Below are 19,765 nucleotides of genomic sequence, written 5' to 3'. Positions count from 1 at the left end.
CCTGCCTTGTTCGAACCCCTGGCTCAAATCCCCTCCGGTACACGCCCGTCGGCCCCACCGGTTCACTCATGCCTCATGCCGCTCCCTCCTCCGCGCGCAGCCCTGCGAACAGGTCGGTCTCGCCCCCGCCCGTCCCAGGTCCGGCGGTCCCGGGTCCGCTCACGAAGCTCCGAGCCAGGTGGTAGTCCTCCGTCGGCCAGACCTCACGCTCGATGTCTCGGGGGTGGGCCATGAACGCGACGCCGGGCTCGACCTGGGTGGCGTGTGCCAGCATCGCCGCGTCCCGTATGGCGAACTGCTCGGAGCAGGCGATTCGGGTGGTGGTCGCGAGGGCGGGCGGGGTGTCGGGCCAGCCGACGAGCAGTTCGCCCATGGCCGAGTCGACTCCGCGCTCCGTCATGGCGTCGTGCAGCGTCTGGAACCAGGCCCGGGAGAGGGCCAGGTGGTAGTAGAGCTTGGCCGCCTGCCAGGGCTCGCCCGCCTCGGGGTAGCGCTTGGGATCGGCGGCGGCCTCGAAGGCCTCGACGGTGACCTGGTGGGTCATCACATGGTCCGGGTGCGGGTACCCGCCGGTCTCGTCGTAGGTGATCACCACCTGTGGGCGGAACTCCCGGATCACGGCGACCAGCGGGGCCGCGACGACCTCCACCGGCTGGGCGGCGAAGCAGCCCTCCGGCAGCGGCTCTTCGGGGCTCGGCATCCCGGAGTCGACGAAGCCGAGGAACTGCTGCCGCACGCCGAGGATCTCACGGGCCGCCGCCATCTCCTTACGCCGGATTCGGGCGAGGTTGTCCCGGACCTCGGGCCGGTCCATCGCCGGGTTGAGCACCGAACCGCGCTCGCCGCCGGTACAGGTGGCGACCAGGACGTCCACGCCCTCGGCCGCGTACCGGGCGAGGGTGGCCGCGCCCTTGCTGGACTCGTCGTCGGGGTGGGCGTGCACGGTGAGCAGACGCAGGCCGCCAGGATGCTTGGTGGACATGAGGTACCTCCATAGTCGGTACGAATCGATGGGGATCGGTCAGAACCGATGGGAATCGGCGTGAGCACGCCTGACTGATGGATGATCACTGATTGGCGGCGGCCGGTCAGGCTGCCTTACGTGCGGCGCCTGGGTAGAGCAGAGCCGGTGCGATGGCGAGCACCGACAGAGCCAGCACCCACCAGAAGGTCGCACCGAAGGCCGCGCCCGGCTGGCCGGGGTGTCCGGCCTCCGCCTGCTGGAGGACCAGCGTCAGCACCGCCGTGCCGAGCGCCCCGCCGAGCCGGTTGAGCACGTTGATCGCACTGGCGGCCGCCGCCACCTGCGGCTTCTCGACGCTCCCGTACACCGCCGCCATGCCGGGGATCAGGACGATCCCCATGCCCGCCCCGCGCAGCGCCAGCGAGCCGACGAGCAGCCAGTCGGCCGGGCCGGAGCCCGTTCCCAGCTGGGTGAAGGCGAGGGTGCCGAGCAGCGAGCAGCCGATGCCGAGCAGGATCAGCGGGCGGGGCGCGAAGCGGTCGGCTATTCGCCCGGCCAGCAGCGAGGTGACCGCCGTACCGAGCGCCTGCGGCGCGAGTAGCAGCCCGGCCTCGACCGCCCCGGCGCGCTCCACCTGCTGGTAGTAGAGCGGGACCAGGAACATCGAGCTGTACAGCGCGGCGCCCTGAAGGAAGCTGTTCGCCGTCGCCACCGCGAAGCCGCGCCGGACGAACAGCCGCAAGTCGATCAGCGGCGCGCGGGCCCCGTCACGCCCCGCGCGCAGCGCGTGCCGACCGTACGCCAGCAGCAGCGCCACACCCACCGCGACCGCCACCGGGCCGACCGGGCCGACCGGGCCGACCGGGCCGACCGGGCCGACCGTGGAGAGCCCGTAGACCAGCGCCGTCAGGCCCAGCGACAACAGCACCAGACCCGTCACGTCCAGTCGGGGCTTCGGGAGTTCCGACCGGCCCTCGGCGGGAAGCCACCGGGCCGCCAACAGCAGGGTGAGCAGCCCCACCGGCACGTTCAGCAGGAACATCCAGCGCCAGTCCAGGTGCTCCAGCACCAGCCCGCCGAGGATCGGCCCCAGGACCGGGGCCAGGCTGATCGGGAGCAGCATGGTGCCCATCACCCGCGCGATCCGGGAGCGCCCGGCCGCCTGCACCATGAGCATCTGCCCCAACGGCTGGATCATCGCGCCGCCGACGCCCTGGAGCACCCGAAAGGCGATCAGGCTACCCGTCGACCAGGCCAGGCCGCACAGCGCGGATCCCAGCACGAACAGGACGACCGAACCGAGCCAGGCGTGCCGGGCGCCGAACCGGCCGGCGGCCCACCCGGAGAGCGGCATGGTCAGCGATATCGCCAACAGGTACCCGGTGGCCACCCACTGGACCGCGGCCATCGAGCTGTGCAGGTCGCCGGCGACGGAGTCGATGCCGACGTTGACGATCGTGGTGTCCAGCAAGGCCAGGATCGGGCCCAACGCGAGCACCACGCCCATCTTCAGCAGGCCTGGCGGCAACGGCTCCGGCCGCTGCACCCGAGCCGCCCCGCGCCAACCCTTCGCGGTGCTGTTCTCCGCCCCCCCTGCCCGCGCCCTTCGTCGTGATCCGCGTGGTGACCGATGTGGTCATGAACCCTCCCCTGGACCGCTCCTCCGTCGACCGCCCCGGCCGACGTGAAGAACTTAGGACGGACCCAGTAATTAGGTCAAGCATAATTTCTGTGCTCGACCCATCGAACTGCGCTAGGCTCCTGCCATGACCGACACCGGGACCACGCCGAACCTGCGCGAGCTCAACAAGCGCCGCACCCGCGAGGCGATCTCGCACGCCGCGACCAGGCTCTTCATCGAACAGGGCTTCGACCGGACGACCATCGCCGAGGTCGCCACCGCCGCGGGCGTCGCCAAGATGACCGTCACCAACCACTTCCCGCGCAAGGAGGACCTCTTCTTCGACCTGCACGAGGAGCTCGTCGGCCGGCTCGCCCGCACCGTCGCCGAGCGCACCCACGGCGAGTCCGCCCTCGCCGCGCTGCGCCGGGACTGCCTGAGCGCGCTCGACCGGCACGACCCACGGCTCGGTTTCTCCGGCGAGGACTTCGCCCGCACCATCGCCGAGAGCCCAGCCCTGGGCGGCCGGCTGCGCGAGCTGAACGAGCAGGCCGAGACGGCACTCGCCGAGGCGCTGGCCGAGGCCGTGCACGCGACACCTGTCGACTTCGAGAACCGGGTCGCCGCCGCCCTGCTCGCCGCCGTCGACCGGGCGGTGTTCACCGAGGTGTTCCGCCGCACCCTGGCCGGCGAGGAGCACGCCGCGATCGCCGCCGCGGTGAGCCCCTGGGCCGCCCGAGCCTTCGACCGACTGGAGGGCGCCCTTGGCAGCTACGCCGTCCGCGAGGGCTAAGCCGTTTGAGCGCCGACCAGCGACCAGTCGCGCAGGCCTCGACGCGACGGTGAAACACCCACACCAATACCGCCCTTGACGAAAGGTTGACCTGTTCACGGCAGAAGGTTGACGACCGCCACCCCTATGGTCGGCCCATGCCCTCACAGCCCATCAGGCCCACAGCCCTGCCGGTCCTGCCCTACCGCAAGCCCACCCGCGGCCGGGACTACTGGGTCCTGGACAACGTCCTGCCTGACCCGGACGCCGTCCGCGAGCGCGTCCTGGCCCGGGGCAACTGGACCGAGGGCTACCCGTACCGCCCCGAGACCTGGCCGGGCGTGCGCACCATGCCAGGCCTGGAGCCTGACGAGCTGGCGCGGGTCGAGGCGCTGGTCCGCAAGGCCACCGGTGCCTCCCGACTGTGGGTGCAGAGCACTCCGGGCGGCGGCATGCTCAACCACAACTGCGTCCAGGTCGTCGGCGCCGGAGAGTCGGAGTCCCGCCCGCACACCGACTCCCGCGCCCTCTGCCGCTACGCCGCTGTGCTCTACCTCAGCCCGGGCGCGCCCAAGGACGCAGGCACCAGCTTCTACCGCCAGCAGTTCCCCGGCGGCCGCCTCGGCGGGAACCTGGTCAACGCCCCGCACAACAACCTGGTCGAGGCGCTCGGCACCCGCCACGTGCCCGCCGACCACTTCACCGAGGACGTCCGCGTCCCCAACCGCTACAACCAACTGCTCCTCTACCACGCCAACCTGATCCACAGCGCCACGAATTACTACGGCAACGAGCTGGCAGACCGCCGGATGACGGCGGTGTTCTTCTGGATGGCCTGACGGGTGGCCTGACAGATAGCCTCAACACACCCTAAAAGCACGCCCTGAATCGCGACCTGGAACATCGTCCGTCACCCGGCCCCCGCGCATCGCCACGCGCCCGCCCGCCTCCACACCCGCACACCCGCACACCGAACGCCGCACCGACCCGGGTTCAGGCCGCCCCTCCCCGGGGACGCTCGCCGCATGAACCCCGACGCCGCACCCCCGACCGAGACGGTCCGACCCGACTGGGCCGGGATCGATCAGCTGACCACCCTCGACCTGCTCCACCTGATGAACGCCGAGGACCGTACCGTCCCCACCGCCGTCGCCGGGGAGTTGACGCGGATCGCCGCCGTGGTGGACGCCGTGGCTGCCCGGATGGCCCGCGGCGGGCGACTGGTCTACGCCGGGGCAGGGACGGCCGGGCGGCTCGGGGTGCTGGACGCCGCCGAGTGCCCACCGACCTTCGGCACCGATCCAGCCCTGGTCGTCGGCCTGATCGCAGGCGGCCGGACGGCCGTGACGGAGGCCGCCGAGGGCGCCGAGGACCGTACCGAGCTCGCCGAGGCCGACGTCGCCGCGCTCGACCTCACCCCGGCCGACACCGTGGTGGGTGTCTCCGCCTCGGGCCGTACGCCCTACCCGCTGGCGGCGGTGCGTGGCGCGCGGGCAGCCGGGGCACTGACCGTCGGGCTGGCGTGCAACCGGGGCTCGGCGCTGGTGGCCGCCGCCGAGCTGGGGATCGAGGTGGAGGTCGGCCCTGAGGTGCTGGCCGGGTCCACCCGGCTGAAGGCGGGCACGGCACAGAAGCTGGTGCTCAACATGCTGTCCACGGCCGTGATGGTCCGCCTCGGCCGGACGTACGGAAATCTGATGGTCGACCTCCGGGCCACCAACGCCAAGCTCCGCGAGCGCGCCCGACGAATCGTCGCCGAGGCCACCGGCGCCGACCAGGACGCAGTCCGCCGGGCCCTGAGCACGACGGACGGCCGGACGAAGGACGCGATCCTGGTCCTGCTCGCGGACGTGGACGCGCCCACCGCCGCCCGACTGCTCACAGCCTCGGGCGGCCGGCTGCGCGATGCCCTGAAGCTGGCCGGAGGCTAGTGGCTCTGCTCCATAAGTCGACCCATAATCGGTCTGGCGCTCTTTGGCCGTTGGGCATTCTCGCGAGGGATGGAACACGTAGGGCTTCGGCGCGTCTCGAAGCCGATCCGCAGGTCATTCCGGGGAACGCGAGGATCACATCCGTTACCAAAACAGAACTCGGACACTCTTCCGGAATTTTTGTTTTTGTGGTATTCTGTCAGAATGTTGGGTTAACGTCCGACATCATGATGAACAAGGCACAACCCAGCCGGACAGCTCTCATGTCGGCCGCAGCACGCGCAGCACACCTGCTCGTCGACGAGACCCCCTCGATCTTCGCCGACACCCTGGCGCAGACCTTCCTGGGGGAGCGCGCCGAAGAACTCCTCGGCTACCACCGGTCCTATGGCGGCCACCCAGCCCTGTCCGGGGCGCGAACGACGGCCGTCACCCGCAGCCGCTACACCGAGGACCGGCTGGCTGAGCTGGCCAGCCAGGGCGTCGACCAATACGTGATCCTCGGCGCGGGACTGGACTCCTTCGCCTACCGGTCCGAACTGCCCGACCACGTGCGGGTGTTCGAGGTGGACAAGCCCGCGACCCAGCGCTGGAAGCAGGCGCTGCTGGCCGAGACGGGAACGAAGGTGCCACCGTCCGCCTTCTTCGTCCCGGTCGACTTCGAGAAAGAGTCTGCCCGGTCACTTACCGATCGCCTCGTCCAGGCCGGCTTTGACCCAGGCCGACCCGCGCTGGTCAGCTGGCTCGGGGTCACGATGTACCTCACCTCTGAAGCGATCAGGCAGACCCTGGCCGTCATCAGCGGATTCGCACCCGGAACGGAGCTCATCGTGGAGCACCTCCTCCCAGCCGGACTCCGCGACGAGGCAGGTCAGATGTATGCGGAGCTGGTCATGGCTGCGGCGGCCGAGCAGGGCGAGCCTTGGCAAACCTTCCTCAGCCTCGAGCAAATGGACGCCCTCCTACTTGAGCACCGGCTCCAACCGATCGAGTACGTCCGGCAACGCGAGACAATCGACCCTGCGGAGTGGGAACGTACCGACGCGCTCCGCCCGTTCGAATTGTCCGTCCTCGCCCGTGCGAGCGTCCCCGCCCGCTAGTGCTGTGACCGTATACGTTCACCGGGTCGGTGATCCGCGACGTCATGAGCCGAGCTTCTAGATCAACACGAGCCACCAGGTGTTCACGGCCCCTCCTGCAGGCCGAACAAGCGACTCGGGGCGGCAGTCACCAAAGCGTGAGTCGGCCCCAGGGGGTGCTGCCGGGGGCCGTCGGCTCACTGATCTGCGGTGCTCAGCCGACCGGTCCCGTCATCGCGTGCGACCCTACCGTCGGTTCGAGCAGCGACAACGTCCGCTGCTGCGCATCGAGGCCGACGCGGATGCCGACCGGCATCGGCAGATTCGGGCCGGCATGCCCGAACTCGACGTTGCCCAGGATCGGGATGTCACGATCGCCGAGGACGTCGAGGACGATCTCGGGCAGGGTCGGGGAGGTGCCGGGCTCGAGTCCACTGATCTCGCGTGGAACGCCCACGACCATGCCGGAGATCCGATCGAGGATGCCGCAGTGTCGCATCACCTGCAGATAGCTCCACACGTACGATGCCAGGCCGCCCATCTCCTCCCAGAACAGCACCGCGCCGTCGAACTGTTCGAGCGGCAGCGCGAAGGGCGTCGCCTGCGCCAGCACGATGCGGTTGATCACCCCGCCGATCAGCCGGCCTTCGACACGACCAGGACGCCAGCACTCCCAGGACGGGCTCGCGGGCAGTGCACCGATCGCCTCGGTACTGGTCAGCAGCCTGGTGTAGAGCTTCTCGAGTTCTGCTTGGCGTGCCGCTGGCGCGGACTGCCAGTGCCCGCCGAAGCCGGGGACGGCCATGTCGGCGTGGAACCCGACCAGACCTGTGCGCCCATGGAGCACCAGGTGCAGCAGTGAGATGTCGCTGTAGCCGAGGATCGGCTTGGGGTCGGCCCTGATCGCCTCGACGTCGATCAGGTCGAGGTAGCCGAGCGCCGTCTGGCCGCCGTCACTCGCGACGATCGCGCGTACCTCGGGATCACGCAGAAGACCGTTGAGCTCCCCGGCGATCTCGGCCGGCGTGGCCGCGCTCCACCAATGGCGCCGTCCTGCTTCGAGCAGCGGAGCCCGCCGCACGCGGAACCCCATCCGCTCGAACACCTCCACCGTCCGCTCGACGTTGGGCTCGTAAGCGGCCGGCAGCGGGCCGGACAGCGCGGCGATGACCACGAGATCTCCGGGCCTCAGGGCACGCGGTCGAAGCAGTTGAGGCAGTGCAGAACCAGTCATGGCGTCAGTGTCGCCGGTGCCATTGGTAGGGTCACGCGAATTTCGCCGGTCGTCCGCCCCAGCGCAGGCCCTTCTCGCTGCGGATGCGGGCGCGTTCTCGGCGCTGGGCTGCCAGGACGTCGGGATGGCGGGCGTTGACGTTGCGCCAGCGCAGGTAGCGGTGCAGTTCGCGGGTCTGGACCGTGTGGTTCGGGTGGTTGGAGTTGGCGAGGGTGAACTGCCGCAGTGGGCCGAAGTGTGCCTCGATCGGGTTCGCCCAGGAGGTGTTGGTCGGGGTGAAGCAGAGGTGGACGTTGTTGTTCTTCGCCCAGCGCAGGATCTTCTTGCCGTTGTGGGCGGAAAGGTTGTCCAGGATCACGTAGACCGGGGCGCCGTCCGGGCGCGCGGCGCGTATCGACCTGAGCGCGGTCAGGGTGTTCGTGGTGCCCTTGCGGCGGCGGTTGACGCCCCACAGGGTGTCGTCGCTGACCGAGTAGCAGCCGTGGAAGTAGGTCACGCCGTGGGTGCGTTGGTAGGTCGCCGGGAGTCGGTCGGGCCGGCCCTGCTCGGCCCAGCAGCTGCCCGCGGTGGGGCGGATGCCGAGCGGGCCGAATTCGTCGAACGCGAACGTGCGGTCGGGGAAGCGTTCCAGGGCGTGCTCGATCCGGTCGAGCTTGGCGTCGTAGTCGGGGTCGGTGGACTCCTTCCACGTCTTGGTGCGCTGGAAGGTGACGCCTCGTCGAGCGAGCAGGGCAGCGTAGGGCCTCACGTCCGATCCGGATCACTCGGCCGTGGGCCCTGCGCAGGTAGGCGAGCAGTTTGCGAATGGACCAGCGGGTGAAGGGCCGGCCGAGCTTGGTCGGGCGGGTGGTGGCCGTCTTGATGACGAAGTCCTCGTCGTCAGGACTGAGCAGGCGGGGACGGCCTCCCGCCCACCGAGGGTCCAGGCAGGCCAGCCCGATCTCGTTGAACCGGTGAATCACGTCCCGCACCGTGTCCTCATCCGCCTGCACCAGCCGGGCGATCACCGGAACCCGATTGCCGCCGGCCGAAGCCAGCAACATCATCGCCCGCCGGTACCGCACCGAGTTGGTGCTGCCCCGCCGCACGATCCTCTGTAACTGCTGACCTTCGTGGTCCGTGAGCCTGCGGACCCTGACCGGTTCTGCCATCGCACCCTCCGAGTTGAACGTCTCGCGACATCCAACCGGTCGAGGACCAGCCAGCGTCAACCCGGCGAACCTATGCGGTCACGGCACTAGATGACTGATGCCAAGGGGTTTAGTGGTCGTAGGCGGTCAGCGAGCGCATGACGGGCTGGCCGGTGTGGTCGTTGTGCCAGATCGCGGCGGTGAGGGCGAGGATCCGCTGGAGGACGCGGACCATGACGCCGCCGGGTGTGCGGCCGTGGTGGCGTTCGAGGTCGAGCTGGCCCTTGAAGGTGTCGTTGACCGACTCGATGACCTGCCGTAGCGGCTTGAACAGCTGCGATCCGGCCCGCACGGATTCGCCCTTGCGGGCCGGTCGCAGGAGCCGGATCTCCAGCTCGGCGAGCTCACGCTCGAACGCGGCGCCGTAGTAGTTCCTGTCCCCGATCAGGGTCTGGCCGGGCCGGGCGGCCACGAGGGCGGTCTCGGTGTCCAGGATGTCCAGCAGGGTGGTGCGCTCGTCGGCCTTGGCACTGGTGAGCGCGAACGCAACGGGCAGGCCGTGCAGGGTGCACACCAGGTGCAGCCGCAGGCCCCAGAAGAACCGCGAATGGCTGGCGCAGTAGCCGTACTCGGCCCATCCGGCCAGATCGGAGCGCTTGACCGTCTCCCGGGAGCGTCCGCATTCGATCGGGGTGGAGTCGACCACCCAGACGTTGTCCGTCCACAGGCTGGTGTCGGTGGCCAGTGGCCGGTTGACGCGGGCGATCAGGTCCGCGCTCTTGCGCAGGCACCGGTTGTAGCCGGACTGCCCTGGAAGGTACGGGAACAGGTGCTGGAGGTTGGAGTGGGCGTAGCGGATCCAGCGGCGCTCGGAGACGAAGCCGAGCAGTGCTTGCATCACCGACAGCGTGACCAGTTCGGCATCGCTGAGCTGCGGTTCGATGCCGATCTTGGGACGCCACGGCGCCAGATGCGGCGATTCCTTCAGCAGGTCGTCGGTCTTCACGTAGAGTGCGGTCGCGAGGGAGTCCAGATCAGGCGTCACAACCGATCTTTGGACTCCCTCGCTTCATGTCATGCGTGCCAGCGAGCCCTTGGCATCAGTCATCTAGGACGGCCCCAGTCCCATAGGCCGAGCCGATAATTGATCCGGTGGCTGTGGACCGACAGGCTGCCCCCAAGAGCTGATCTTGGGGGTGGCCGTGGGGCGTCGACCGAGTGTGTTCGTCCGGCTGGTGGGCATCGAGGAGGGCCGGAAACTGCAGCAGACCAGCCGGACCGCGAAGGACCCGGTGCAACTCCGCCGAGCGATCGTGGTGCTGATGTCCGCCCAGGTCCAGACGGTCAAGGACATCACCACGCTGATGCAGGTCAGCGAGGACTACGTCCGCGATGTCATCCACGCCTTCAACGAGCAGAAGCTGGACGCGCTGGACCCAAAATGGAGCGGGGGACGCCCCAAGACGATCAGTGACGAAGTGCGCGAGCACATCTGCCTGTTCGCCCGGACGTCCTCCGCCGACTGGAAGATCACCGTGATCTCCACCTGGAGCCTGACTAAGCTCGCCGACCACCTCGTCAAGCAGAAGGTGACCGCGGCCATCAGCCGGGAGACCCGGCGCCGGATCCTGCGCGCCGGCAAGGTCTCCTGGAAGACAAGCCGCTAGCTCAGCTGCAGGTCAGCCGCCGCCACGACCTCGCCCAGCCGCGGGAAGTTCAGCTCCACCGAGGCCCGGTGCTCGGCCTCCGTCAGCCCGGTCATCGCGTCCTCGACGAACACCAGCCGGTACCCGTGGTCGGCGGCCGCGCGGGCGCTCGACTCCACACCGAGGTTGGTGGCGATCCCGGTGAACACCACCGTCTCCACGCCGCGTGCCTGGAGCAACTCGTGCAGCCCGGTGCCCTGGAAGGCGCCGATCGTGCGCTTCACCACGACCTCGTCGGCCACCGCCTCCACCTCGGCCAGCAGCTCGCTGCCGGGCGGCTGCTCGGCGACGCCCGGCCGCTCCACGCGCACCGCGACGACGGGGGCACCGGCTGCGCGGAAAGCCTTGGCGAGCTCCAGCGAGGACACCACCACCTCCGAACCGGTGTGCGGCGCGAGCGGGTTGGTGACGATCCGGTCCATCAGGTCGATCAGGACCAGGGCGGTGCTGCGGGGATCAAGGGTGGTCATGGCGCTCACGCTAGCCCACGCCCGTCGCCGGTCACACCCTCACCAGGACCCGCCCCCGCATCCTCGGCGGAACCCGCCCCCGCATCCTCGGCCTCACGCGCGATCTCGGCCCGGAACCCCTCGATCAGCACCCGCAGCCCGTACTCGAAGTCGGCGTCGTGGTCGGTCATCCGCAGCACGTCGACCGCCTCGCTCAGCAGCCGCAGGTCGCGCAGCGCCTCGTCCGGGAAGGACGGCCGGGCGCGCTCCGCAGCGTCCTGCCGCCAGGCCTGCTCCTCGGTGACCCAGCCCATGAGGTACCGGTCGGCGGTCGGCAGCAGTCGCAGCGCGGTGCGCGGACGCAGCCCGGCCCGGCACAGGGCGCTCAGCTGGTCCTCGACGGCCGGGAGTTCGCCCTCGGTCGACAGGGTGCCGGCGTGCACCCGGGCGCCGTCGCGGTAGGCGAGCAGGGCGCGGCGCTTGGTCCGGGCGTCGGCGGCGATCCACTCGGGCCAGTGCTCCGGGTCCGGCTCGCGGTCGGGCGGCAGGGCCTCGGCGAGCATCGCCTCCGCCATCAGGTCGAGCAGCTCCCGCTTGTTCTTGAAGTGCCGGTACAGCGCCGGTGACCGCACGCCGAGCTCCCGGGCGAGCCGCCGGGTGCTGAGAATGGACCGCCTCCGGTCCCGACTGCTGCCGAACACCGCCCCGTGGCGCTCCTCCCGCGACTTCCGGCTGACCTGGACCTCCGGCACGGTCACCCTGCTCGGCTCGGTCTTCACCATGACCTCGATCCCACTGCAGATCGCCCACCTCACCGGCTCTCCGCTCGCGGTGGGCGCGGTCGGCGCGGTGGGCGCGGTCGGCGCGGTGGGCGCGGTCGGCGCGGTCGGCGCGGTCGAATTCGCGCCCACCATCCTGTTCGGCCTCTACGGCGGCGTGCTCGCCGACCGCGCCGACCGCCGCACCGTCGCCCTGGTCACCGAGGTCGCGCTGGCCGCGCTCAGCGCCCTGCTGCCCGCCAACGCACTGCTCGGCACGCCCGCCGTCTGGCCGCTCCACCTCTCCGCCGGGCTGGCGGCGGCGATCCAGGGCCTGCATCAGCCCTCGGTCAAGGCGATGATCCCCCGACTGGTGCCGCACGACCAGCTGGTGGCGTCCGGGGCGCTGCTCTCGCTGCGCGGGAACATCGGCGCAGTGGCCGGGCCGGCCGCCGCCGGGTTGCTGATCGCGACCGCCGGCCTCCCGGCGGCGTACCTGGTCGACCTCGCCACCTTCCTGCTGTCGATCGCCCTGCTCGCGCGGGTCCGGCCGATCCCCTCGGAGCGCGACGCCGAGACGCCCCGGCTGCGCGAGTTCACCGAGGGCACCCGGTACGCGACCCGGCGGCCCGACCTGATCGGCACCTACCTCGCCGACCTCGCGGCCACCGTCTTCGCCCTACCCACCGCGCTGTTCCCCTTCCTCGCCGAGGAGTTAGACGCGGTCTGGGCGCTCGGCCTGCCCTACTCGGCTTCCGCCGCCGGCAGCCTGATCGCGGCCGCGACCGGCGGCTGGACCGAGCGGGTACACCGGCACGGACAGTTGGTCCTGCGCTCCACCGCCCTGGTCGGCGCGGCCACCGCCGCGGCCGCCGTCGCCCCGGGCCTGTGGGCCGTGCTGCTCTGCCTGACCGTCGCGGGCGGCGCCCACTGGACCGGCGACACCTTCCGCAGCGCCGTCTGGAACCAGTCCATTCCGGACGAACTCCGAGGCCGCACCGCCGGCCTGGAGATGCTGATCGGCTCCGCCGGGCCCGCCCTCGGCGACCTACGGGCCGGCGGCCTCGCCGCCTGCCAGGACATCCGGGCCGCGCTGGGCACCGGCGGCCTGCTCCGCCTGACCAGCAGCGCCGTCCTGTCGGCCGCACTCCCCGCGCTCTGGCACTACGACCAGCGCGAACACCAGCACCACCCAGAACACCCGCAGCACCAGACCCCGGAGCCCACCCCGTGAACCGCCGCTCAACCCACGACGGGCACCGCCGCATGCCGGGCGATCAACTCACCGAGCCAGCGCGGATCGCCTACGCCACGCTTGGGCAGCACAGTCAACGTGTACGTCTGTTCGTTCCCCCGAACAGCACGAAGTGTTCGGGCGCGCCCACCCGCACTCCCGTCCCTTGACGTGAATACGCCGCTCCGCGCGAACCACCGTTGACCGCCCACCCCACCCGCCGGTTGGCTCACTCCGAGCCGACCGCCGGGGAGTTCGACGCAACCAGTCCTCAAGGGCCAATCAGCGACGCCACCAATCAGCGACGCAACCAGCCCTCGACGCCACCGGGCGTCACCGTCGACGCGGCCGGCCGCTCCCAGGGGAGGAACGAGATGACCCGCACACGCACCACCGCCCGCCCGTCCCCGCGCCTGCTGCGCGCCGCCTGCGCACTCGGCGCGGCCGCCGCGCTCGCGCTCACCACTACCGGGGCGGCCCAGGCAGACCCCCGCCGAGAGTCCGGCATCGAGCGGGTGTCCGTCGGCCTCGGCCAGGCGCAGCCCGACGGCGCCTCGCATGCCGCCGGGCTGAGCGCCGACGGCCGCTACACCGTCTTCACCTCGAACGCCACCAACCTGGTGCCCGGCGACACCAACGGCAAGTCCGACGTCTTCGTCCGCGATCTGCGGACCGGCGACACCGAGCGGGTCAACACCGGCCCGGATGGCGCGCAGGCCAACGCCAGCTCCTTCGAGGCCGCCATCAGCGGCAACGGCCGCTACGTCGCCTTCAGCTCCGACGCCACCAACCTGACGCCCGGCGCAAACCTCGGCGCTCAGGACGTCTACGTCCACGACCGCTGGACCGGCGAGACCACCCTCGTCTCCGTCGGCGAGGAGCCGGGCAAGCCGCAACCGAACCAGTTCTCCGGACACCCGTCGCTCAGCTGGGACGGCCGTTACATCGCCTTCCAGTCCAACCGCACCGACCTGGCCCCCGGGACGGTCACCTGGTTCGGCGCCAACATCTACGTCCACGACCTGTGGACCGGCGAGAATCGCCTGGTCAGCGTCGGTGCGGACGGCAAGGAGGCGAACGGTTCCTCCGCCGCCCCCGTGATCAGCGCCGACGGCGGCAGCGTCGCCTTCATCTCCAAGGCGACCAACATCACCAGCCAGAACAAGCCCGACTCCCCCTCCCTCTCCCCCGACGCGGCCGCCGGACTCGCCGCCGAGTCCGGCCAGGAGCCCGACGAGCAGTTCGTCCACGACTCCTTCCGGACCGACGACCAGCCCCGGATCCTCAAGCCGCACCTCTACCCGCTGTACGTCCGCGACCTGCGCGCCCAGGAGACCACCATGGCCAGCGCGGACGGGAAGGGCGGCTCGCGCGGGGCGGACTACCCCTCGCTCAGCCCGGACGGCCGGTACGCGGTCTACTCAACCTGGGTCCAGCACGGCGACAACTGGTGGGAGCGGCACTTCGAGGTGTACGTCCGCGACCTGGATGAGGGCACCGAGACCCAGGTCAGCGTCGGCCTGCCCGGGACCAAGACCACCGGCGACTCCCTCAACGGGCAGATGACCGCCGACGGCCGCTGGGTGTACTTCGACTCCACAGCCTCGAACCTGGTGCCCGGCGACACCAACGACGTCGGCGACGTCTTCCGGCGCGACCTGTGGAGCGGCCGCACCGAACGGGTCAGCGTGGCGAACGACGGCTCGCAGACCACCGGCGCCTCGTACGGACCGTACGTCGACGCCCATGGCACCACGGTGGTGTTCAGCTCGGGCGACGGCACCCTCGTCCCGGGCGACACCAACAAGGCGCCGGACGTGTTCGCACGCCACCTGCCGAAACACTGACACCCGCCGCAGCACCCACGCACCGCCACAGCACCCACGCCCCGCCACAGCGCCAGCGCCCCAGCCCAGCCCAGCCCCCGGCCCCTGCGTCGAACACGATGCCGGGGCCGACCCCGACCCGCTACCCGAACGCGGGCAACAGGTATCCCAACTGTGAGATCACCGACCAGAGTTCATCCGCCACCTCGGCCACCGCGGCGACCGCCCCGACGAACGCCTCGGGTGCGGCCGCCGCCGCGACCAGCCCGCCCTTGGCCACCGCCGCCAGCCCCGCGACCACACCGGCGCCCACCGCCGCCCACACCCCCAGGGCCAGCAGCCCGACCGCGCCGAGCCCGGCCAGGAACAGCTCGCCCTCGGGAGTGAACAACCGCCGGTCGCGCTCGATCGCCACCGCCAACTCCGGTACCAGCGTGGGCCCGAGCACCCGGGAGCGCTGCCGGGCCCGGATCAGGTTGAGCATCGCCTCGCGGATCTTGTCGGGCAGTTGCACCGCCCGCAGCGGCACCCGGTGGATGTGGTACAGCACCAGCCCGTCGTAGCCGGGCCGCCCGTTCGCGGGCCTCGGGTACTCGCGGAACTCGGCCCGGTTGGTGGGCCAGTAGCAGATCCAGTCGACGTAGGTCTCCCCGTTCTGTTCGGTGACGCCGACCGGCATCGGCAGGATCATCAGCCCGGCCCCGAGCCGCCAGTCGGTGGCGGTGGCCACCACCGTGAACGGCAGCTGCTTGACGGCGGTGCGTTGCATGGCGAGCAGCCGGTTCTCGATCACCCGGCCGCACGGGTCCCGCAGCACCGAGATCTTGCCATGGAGTTCGCGGTAGGTGTCCAGGGCGCCCTGCTCGGTGCCGACCTCCAGGGCCTCCATCCGCAGCTCCGGGACGTGGTTCTGGATCCCGAGCATGTCCGGTTTGAGCGCTCCGCCCGGGGTGAGTTCACGGACGGCCTTGATCAGCTTGACCGCCGGGGTGCTGCGGTCCTTGAGCATCCGTTTGATCGCATCGACCTTCGCGGTCGGGTAGACGTTGCGCAGGTCCTCCGACAGCACCTGGAGCACCATCCGCAGCACCGGGTCCTGCGGCTGCTGGGTGAGCCGCCCGTAGGGCAGCGCGTCCTCGGGGTCCAGCCGGTCCCGGCGGGGGCTGCCCCACCACTCGGAGATCCGGTCGAGCTGGAAGGTCACCCAGGTCGCGCCGGGGCGGGCGTCGAAGTCCGCCCCGAAGTGGTGGCGCACCCACAGCTCGGCGGCCAGGTACTCGAAGACCGTCGGCGGTTCGTCCCGCGCCCTGCCCAGCAGCAGGCAGGTGTCCTCATCCTTCAAGAAGCTCACGAGATGTCCTTCAGCGGGCTGCTGACCGCGATGTCCGTCCCTGAGGTCGGCGTGTACTCGTTCCACTCCGCGATCAGCGTGCCCCGGTGCCCGGGGCGGCGGATCGGAAAGGGCGTCAGGGTGCCGTCGTGGCGGTGGGTGAGCCCGGCGAGCAGCAGGTGGCCGCCGTCCGGCACCCGTACCACCCGGGCGGTCTCCTGGATCCGCCGGTCGTCGTACTCGTCCACGACCACCACGGTGTCCGGGTCGAAACCCGCACTGGAGGCCACCGGCACCAGCACCGGCGCTCCCCCGGCGGCCGGCTCGACCACGGCGGCGCAGGTGGTCACCACCTCGTCCTCCAGGAGCAGCGAGCTGCTGCCCGGGTTGGCCGGCGGGATGCCCGGATAGTTGCGGTCGTCGTAGGCGGCGATCTCCCGGGCGATGGTCAGGTACGGGTGGTCGGCGGGCAGCGGGGCGCCGTGGAAGCCGCCCTCGGCGAACCGCACCCAGGCCTCCTCCCAGCCCTTGCGCACGGTGAGCACCACCCGGGCACTGCCCGCCCGCAGGAAGGCCTGCCGGTTGGCGTCGGGGTGGCTGATCCGGCTGACGAACGGCCAGGCGACGGGCGCGTCCCAGAAGTAGGAGTAGAGGAAGGTGACCACGTTCTCCCACTCGATGGCCTGGTTGACGAAGGCCACCTCCGCCTCGTGCCCCAGCACCGCCGCCCAGGCCGCGGCGCTCACCCCGAGCCCGCCGGTGTCGTTGCCGGGGAAGCCGGCGCCGTGGCGCAGCCGGTCGGGGTCGCTCGCGACCGAGGCCGTGAAGGCGTCAACCACCTCCGACGGCATCATGTGGTAGTCCACGCCGAGCAGGAAGCGCAGCACGCCCTTCATGATCTCGTCGCTCTCCTCGCGCCGGAGCGTGAGGGTGTCCACGCCGTTGAGGCGTTCGCGCAGGGCGGCGGCGCGGGCGGCGAGGTCCTGCTGTTCGGCGTAGTACTTGGTCTGGGCGGCGTTGAACAGGGCCGCCCAGACGTCGTTCTGCCACTGCCTGCGCGCCTCGTCGGTGGGTTCGACGGCGGCGGTGAGGCTCAGCCAGGTCTGCCGGTTGTTGACCAGGTGGAAGCTCACCACGCACGGCCCGCCCGCGTGCCGCAGCAGGCCGCCGTTGACCGGGTCGGCGAGGTCGACGGGGCCGTGCGTGCCGTACGGCTCGTTCCATTCGGGGATGGTGCTGCCGAGCACCTTGAGGTTGTAGTGGTAGTCGCCGGTGCGGCTCTCGGAGGTGAACTGGAACCAGAGGTTCTTGATCCAGTACCGGTCCGGGATGTTGAGCGGCGGCGCGTCGAAGATGGCGGCGCCGTCGTTGTTGGGCGCGGTGACGTTGACGTGGATGTCCGGGAGCGGGCCGGGGGCGAGCGGCACGGTGGCGCCGTAGTTCTCGGCGAGCACCAGGTAGTGCGGCTGGTTCTCCCCGGTGCGGGTCTCCTCGGTGATGTCGGAGTGCGGCACGTCGAAGTGGAACGGTCCCAGCTTCGCCTCCAGTGCGGCGAGTTCGGCGTACGCCTCGCGCAGCGCCCCGGCCGGCTCGGGGATCGCCAGGTCGTAGGTGAGCCGCAGCCCGGAGCGGTAGAGCCGGACCCGCCACTTGCGCATCATGCTGAAGTAGTCGATCCGGATCGGGTCGGTGGGGCTGGCGTTCTTCAGCGTGCGGGTGGTGGTCTCCGAGGAGCCGGTCACGGTGGTGGTCGTGATGGTGACCTTGTGCTCCTGCTTGGTGCGCGAGGACGCCTTCTCGGTGATCGTGGTCGCGTGCTTGCGGCTGTCGGTGGCGGACTGCGAGTCGGAACTCTGGCTGGTCATGCCGGAGGTGGCGGAGCCGGAGATCAGCGGGATGCCGCCGGAGACGGTGCCGGTGACGTTGAACTGGTTGCTGTGCTGGAGCTGGCTGGTGGTGGACTGGGCGAGTTCGGTGTTGTCGGTGACGCCGGTCTCGCTGACGTTCTCCAGCGAGTCGGTGACGATCGAGCTGAACTCCTTGGAGGTGACGGACCACTCCTTCTGGGTGACGGCCGTCTCCTCCAGCGGCGCGAGCGGGATGGTGGCGACGAGTTCGCCGCGCTCGATCCCGGCCGGGGCCATTTCCAGGCGCTCCAGGTTGAGTAGGCCGATCGGGGTGACGGCCGCGTTGTGGTCGTAGGCGGCGTTCGCGGCGGCGGCCCGGCCGGCCCGGGCCAGGCCCTCGACGGTGCCGTCCGCGCGACGCAACTGTTCGAGGGCGCCGCCGAGTTCGCGCAACGCGGGACCGTCCACGGCGGCGAGGGTGGCGGAGCGCAGCGGGCGGTCGGCGGGGTCGGCGGCGGAGGCGGCGAGCAGACCCCAGGGCAGCTCGGCCGTCAACTGCTCGCGCAGGGCGGCCACTTTCTCCGGGCGGAGGTCGAGCCGGCGCAGGTAGGCGTGCTCGGCGAAGCCCGGGTTGCGCTGCGGGCTGTCGACTTTCAGCGGGACGAGGGTGGCCTTGGGGATGCTGCGGGCAGCGTGCCCGAGCACCGTCGACTGCTGCCCGCCACCAGGCCAGGGCGGAGTCGGCGGAGTCGGCAAGCCCAGCGGCGCGGGCGCGGGCGCAAGCGCGGGTGCGGGCGCAAGCGCGGGTGCGGGCTCGGGCGTGAGCGCGGGCGTCGACGCAGGCAGCTGCGCCGGCAGCTGCGCGGGTGCCCCCTGGGCGTGGTCGGGCATGGCGGTCCCCTCCGTCCGTCTGCTGCCCGGCACCTACCCGGGCCCGTGACGGGGACGCGTCGCGGCCGAACGGCTCGCGGGGCACGGCGGGTTGCGCGGAGGTGCGGAACGGCGGGCAGCCCTCCCGTGCGCCTGCCCGCACCGAAGCGCGGCCCCCGCCACCGATGGCCGCTGAACCGGAGTACCGGCACACCGGCCCCGCACGCCCACTTGCCGGGAGCGCGTCAAGCGAACACTTGGCCCGACCCGGTTGACTGACGCTTTGTCAACTATTCACCATCTCCTATCTACTCGCATAGACCCGCAGGTGGTGGCATGGACACACCGCCCGGCATACCCGTGCCGAGCCCGTGTCAGGGAGCTCCCCACATGCTTCGCGCCCACCGCATCGCCCCCGCCGTCGCGACCGCCGTGCTCACCGCGGCCGCCCTCGCCACCACCGGCACCGCGCACGCCGCCCCCGCCCCCGCCCCCGCCTCGCACGCCCGCGCCGCCCTCGACGCGACCTGCTCGCAGGCCTACCTCCCGCTGCCCGACCCGGCCTGTACCCCCGGCGCCACCAACCCGGACGTCACCCAGGACACCATCGACTCCACCATCTGCGTCTCGGGCTACAGCACCTCGATCCGCCCGTCCACCACGTACACCAACCGCCTGAAGGTCCAGCAGATCGCCGCGTACGGCTACGCCGACACCAGCACGGCGGACTACGAGGAGGACCACTTCATACCGCTGTCGCTCGGCGGCAACCCCACCGACCCGAACAACCTGTGGCCGGAGCCGCGCTACGCCACCGGCGCGAGCGGCCTGTCCTCCACCGACAAGGACACCGTGGAGTACAAGCTCTACCGCGCCGTCTGCAACCACCGGGTCGACCTGGTGCCCGCCCAGCAGGCCATCGCCACCGACTGGACCACCGCGCTCTCGGTCCTCGGTCTCAGCTGAGCGATCGGCTGAGTCTCAGCAGAGCCCTCAGCTGAGCGATCGGCTGAA

General features: G+C 70.9%; 16 protein-coding genes and 1 pseudogene. 8 read left to right on the top strand and 9 right to left on the bottom strand.

Annotated elements, in window-relative coordinates:
* Positions 1–73: 73 nt before the first annotated feature.
* Positions 74–982: a mycothiol conjugate amidase Mca gene (gene mca / locus ACZ3UD_RS13820; RefSeq protein ID WP_465586011.1), complete on the bottom strand. Its 909-nt coding sequence runs from the start codon at positions 980–982 to the stop codon at positions 74–76.
* A 106-nt stretch (positions 983–1,088) separates the two neighbouring features.
* A complete protein-coding gene (locus ACZ3UD_RS13815) occupies positions 1,089–2,510 on the bottom strand; it encodes an MDR family MFS transporter (protein WP_465586010.1) in 1,422 nt (473 codons plus the stop codon).
* Between the two features lie 220 nt (positions 2,511–2,730).
* On the opposite strand from ACZ3UD_RS13815, the gene ACZ3UD_RS13810 reads away from it, so the two are divergent.
* The 4 genes from ACZ3UD_RS13810 to ACZ3UD_RS13795 all read left to right on the top strand — a co-directional run bounded on the left by ACZ3UD_RS13810 (position 2,731) and on the right by ACZ3UD_RS13795 (position 6,388).
* The gene (locus ACZ3UD_RS13810) at positions 2,731–3,378 is read left to right on the top strand and encodes a TetR/AcrR family transcriptional regulator (protein ID WP_465586008.1); all 648 of its coding nucleotides are present in this window, start codon (positions 2,731–2,733) and stop codon (positions 3,376–3,378) included.
* 137 nt (positions 3,379–3,515) lie between these two features.
* The gene (locus tag ACZ3UD_RS13805) at positions 3,516–4,196 is read left to right on the top strand and encodes a DUF6445 family protein (RefSeq protein WP_465586006.1); all 681 of its coding nucleotides are present in this window, start codon (positions 3,516–3,518) and stop codon (positions 4,194–4,196) included.
* 186 nt (positions 4,197–4,382) lie between these two features.
* Positions 4,383–5,288 carry an N-acetylmuramic acid 6-phosphate etherase gene (gene murQ, locus ACZ3UD_RS13800; protein WP_465586004.1) on the top strand — a complete coding sequence of 302 codons (906 nt, stop codon included), beginning with the start codon at positions 4,383–4,385 and terminating at the stop codon, positions 5,286–5,288.
* Positions 5,289–5,515: 227 nt separating this feature from the next.
* Positions 5,516–6,388, top strand: a complete 873-nt coding sequence (locus ACZ3UD_RS13795) for a class I SAM-dependent methyltransferase (RefSeq protein ID WP_465586003.1) — start codon at positions 5,516–5,518, stop codon at positions 6,386–6,388.
* Positions 6,389–6,581: 193 nt separating this feature from the next.
* Here ACZ3UD_RS13795 and ACZ3UD_RS13790 read toward each other — a convergent pair whose 3' ends face one another.
* The 3 genes and pseudogenes from ACZ3UD_RS13790 to ACZ3UD_RS13780 all read right to left on the bottom strand — a co-directional run bounded on the left by ACZ3UD_RS13790 (position 6,582) and on the right by ACZ3UD_RS13780 (position 9,776).
* Positions 6,582–7,601: a S66 peptidase family protein gene (locus ACZ3UD_RS13790; protein WP_465586001.1), complete on the bottom strand. Its 1,020-nt coding sequence runs from the start codon at positions 7,599–7,601 to the stop codon at positions 6,582–6,584.
* Between the two features lie 31 nt (positions 7,602–7,632).
* Positions 7,633–8,752: pseudogene (locus ACZ3UD_RS13785) on the bottom strand (IS630 family transposase).
* Positions 8,753–8,861: 109 nt separating this feature from the next.
* A complete protein-coding gene (locus ACZ3UD_RS13780) occupies positions 8,862–9,776 on the bottom strand; it encodes an IS982 family transposase (RefSeq protein WP_465585999.1) in 915 nt (304 codons plus the stop codon).
* Between the two features lie 157 nt (positions 9,777–9,933).
* On the opposite strand from ACZ3UD_RS13780, the gene ACZ3UD_RS13775 reads away from it, so the two are divergent.
* A complete protein-coding gene (locus ACZ3UD_RS13775; protein WP_465585997.1) occupies positions 9,934–10,398 on the top strand; it encodes a helix-turn-helix domain-containing protein in 465 nt (154 codons plus the stop codon).
* Here ACZ3UD_RS13775 and ACZ3UD_RS13770 read toward each other — a convergent pair.
* The gene (locus ACZ3UD_RS13770) at positions 10,395–10,907 is read right to left on the bottom strand and encodes an isochorismatase family protein (RefSeq protein WP_465585995.1); all 513 of its coding nucleotides are present in this window, start codon (positions 10,905–10,907) and stop codon (positions 10,395–10,397) included. The genes ACZ3UD_RS13775 and ACZ3UD_RS13770 overlap by 4 nt on opposite strands.
* Before the next feature lie 5 nt (positions 10,908–10,912).
* Positions 10,913–11,518, bottom strand: a complete 606-nt coding sequence (locus ACZ3UD_RS13765) for a TetR/AcrR family transcriptional regulator C-terminal domain-containing protein (protein ID WP_465585993.1) — start codon at positions 11,516–11,518, stop codon at positions 10,913–10,915.
* Positions 11,519–11,552: 34 nt separating this feature from the next.
* On the opposite strand from ACZ3UD_RS13765, the gene ACZ3UD_RS13760 reads away from it, so the two are divergent.
* Together ACZ3UD_RS13760 and ACZ3UD_RS13755 are read left to right on the top strand one after the other, a co-directional pair.
* Positions 11,553–12,878 carry an MFS transporter gene (locus ACZ3UD_RS13760; protein ID WP_465585991.1) on the top strand — a complete coding sequence of 442 codons (1,326 nt, stop codon included), beginning with the start codon at positions 11,553–11,555 and terminating at the stop codon, positions 12,876–12,878.
* 374 nt (positions 12,879–13,252) lie between these two features.
* Positions 13,253–14,725 carry a TolB family protein gene (locus ACZ3UD_RS13755; RefSeq protein WP_465585990.1) on the top strand — a complete coding sequence of 491 codons (1,473 nt, stop codon included), beginning with the start codon at positions 13,253–13,255 and terminating at the stop codon, positions 14,723–14,725.
* A 121-nt stretch (positions 14,726–14,846) separates the two neighbouring features.
* Here the strand turns inward: ACZ3UD_RS13755 and ACZ3UD_RS13750 are convergent, their stop codons facing one another.
* Together ACZ3UD_RS13750 and ACZ3UD_RS13745 are read right to left on the bottom strand one after the other, a co-directional pair.
* Positions 14,847–16,055 (bottom strand): hypothetical protein, encoded by a 1,209-nt coding sequence (locus tag ACZ3UD_RS13750; protein ID WP_465585988.1) that lies wholly within the window; start codon positions 16,053–16,055, stop codon positions 14,847–14,849.
* A complete protein-coding gene (locus tag ACZ3UD_RS13745; protein WP_465585986.1) occupies positions 16,052–18,772 on the bottom strand; it encodes a hypothetical protein in 2,721 nt (906 codons plus the stop codon). The genes ACZ3UD_RS13750 and ACZ3UD_RS13745 overlap by 4 nt, the downstream gene beginning before the upstream one ends.
* Positions 18,773–19,141: 369 nt before the next feature.
* Here ACZ3UD_RS13745 and ACZ3UD_RS13740 point away from each other — a divergent pair, with 369 nt between their 5' ends.
* A complete protein-coding gene (locus tag ACZ3UD_RS13740) occupies positions 19,142–19,717 on the top strand; it encodes a hypothetical protein (RefSeq protein ID WP_465585984.1) in 576 nt (191 codons plus the stop codon).
* Positions 19,718–19,765: the final 48 nt, after the last annotated feature.

It is taken from the genome of Kitasatospora sp. NPDC023118 (assembly GCF_055560875.1).
Note: the sequence above shows the minus strand (reverse complement) of the source record. Positions and strands in the feature narration are given on the sequence as shown.

Bases quoted from the DNA above. Each gene is read 5' to 3' on its own strand.
- ACZ3UD_RS13745 (WP_465585986.1), bottom strand. From the start codon at position 18,772: ATGCCCGACCACGCCCAGGGGGCACCCGCGCAGCTGCCGGCGCAGCTG.
- ACZ3UD_RS13805 (WP_465586006.1), top strand. From the start codon at position 3,516: ATGCCCTCACAGCCCATCAGGCCCACAGCCCTGCCGGTCCTGCCCTAC.
- ACZ3UD_RS13760 (WP_465585991.1), top strand. From the start codon at position 11,553: ATGGACCGCCTCCGGTCCCGACTGCTGCCGAACACCGCCCCGTGGCGC.
- ACZ3UD_RS13770 (WP_465585995.1), bottom strand. From the start codon at position 10,907: ATGACCACCCTTGATCCCCGCAGCACCGCCCTGGTCCTGATCGACCTG.
- murQ (WP_465586004.1), top strand. From the start codon at position 4,383: ATGAACCCCGACGCCGCACCCCCGACCGAGACGGTCCGACCCGACTGG.
- ACZ3UD_RS13790 (WP_465586001.1), bottom strand. From the start codon at position 7,601: ATGACTGGTTCTGCACTGCCTCAACTGCTTCGACCGCGTGCCCTGAGG.
- ACZ3UD_RS13810 (WP_465586008.1), top strand. From the start codon at position 2,731: ATGACCGACACCGGGACCACGCCGAACCTGCGCGAGCTCAACAAGCGC.
- ACZ3UD_RS13795 (WP_465586003.1), top strand. From the start codon at position 5,516: ATGATGAACAAGGCACAACCCAGCCGGACAGCTCTCATGTCGGCCGCA.
- mca (WP_465586011.1), bottom strand. From the start codon at position 982: ATGTCCACCAAGCATCCTGGCGGCCTGCGTCTGCTCACCGTGCACGCC.
- ACZ3UD_RS13740 (WP_465585984.1), top strand. From the start codon at position 19,142: ATGCTTCGCGCCCACCGCATCGCCCCCGCCGTCGCGACCGCCGTGCTC.
- ACZ3UD_RS13755 (WP_465585990.1), top strand. From the start codon at position 13,253: ATGACCCGCACACGCACCACCGCCCGCCCGTCCCCGCGCCTGCTGCGC.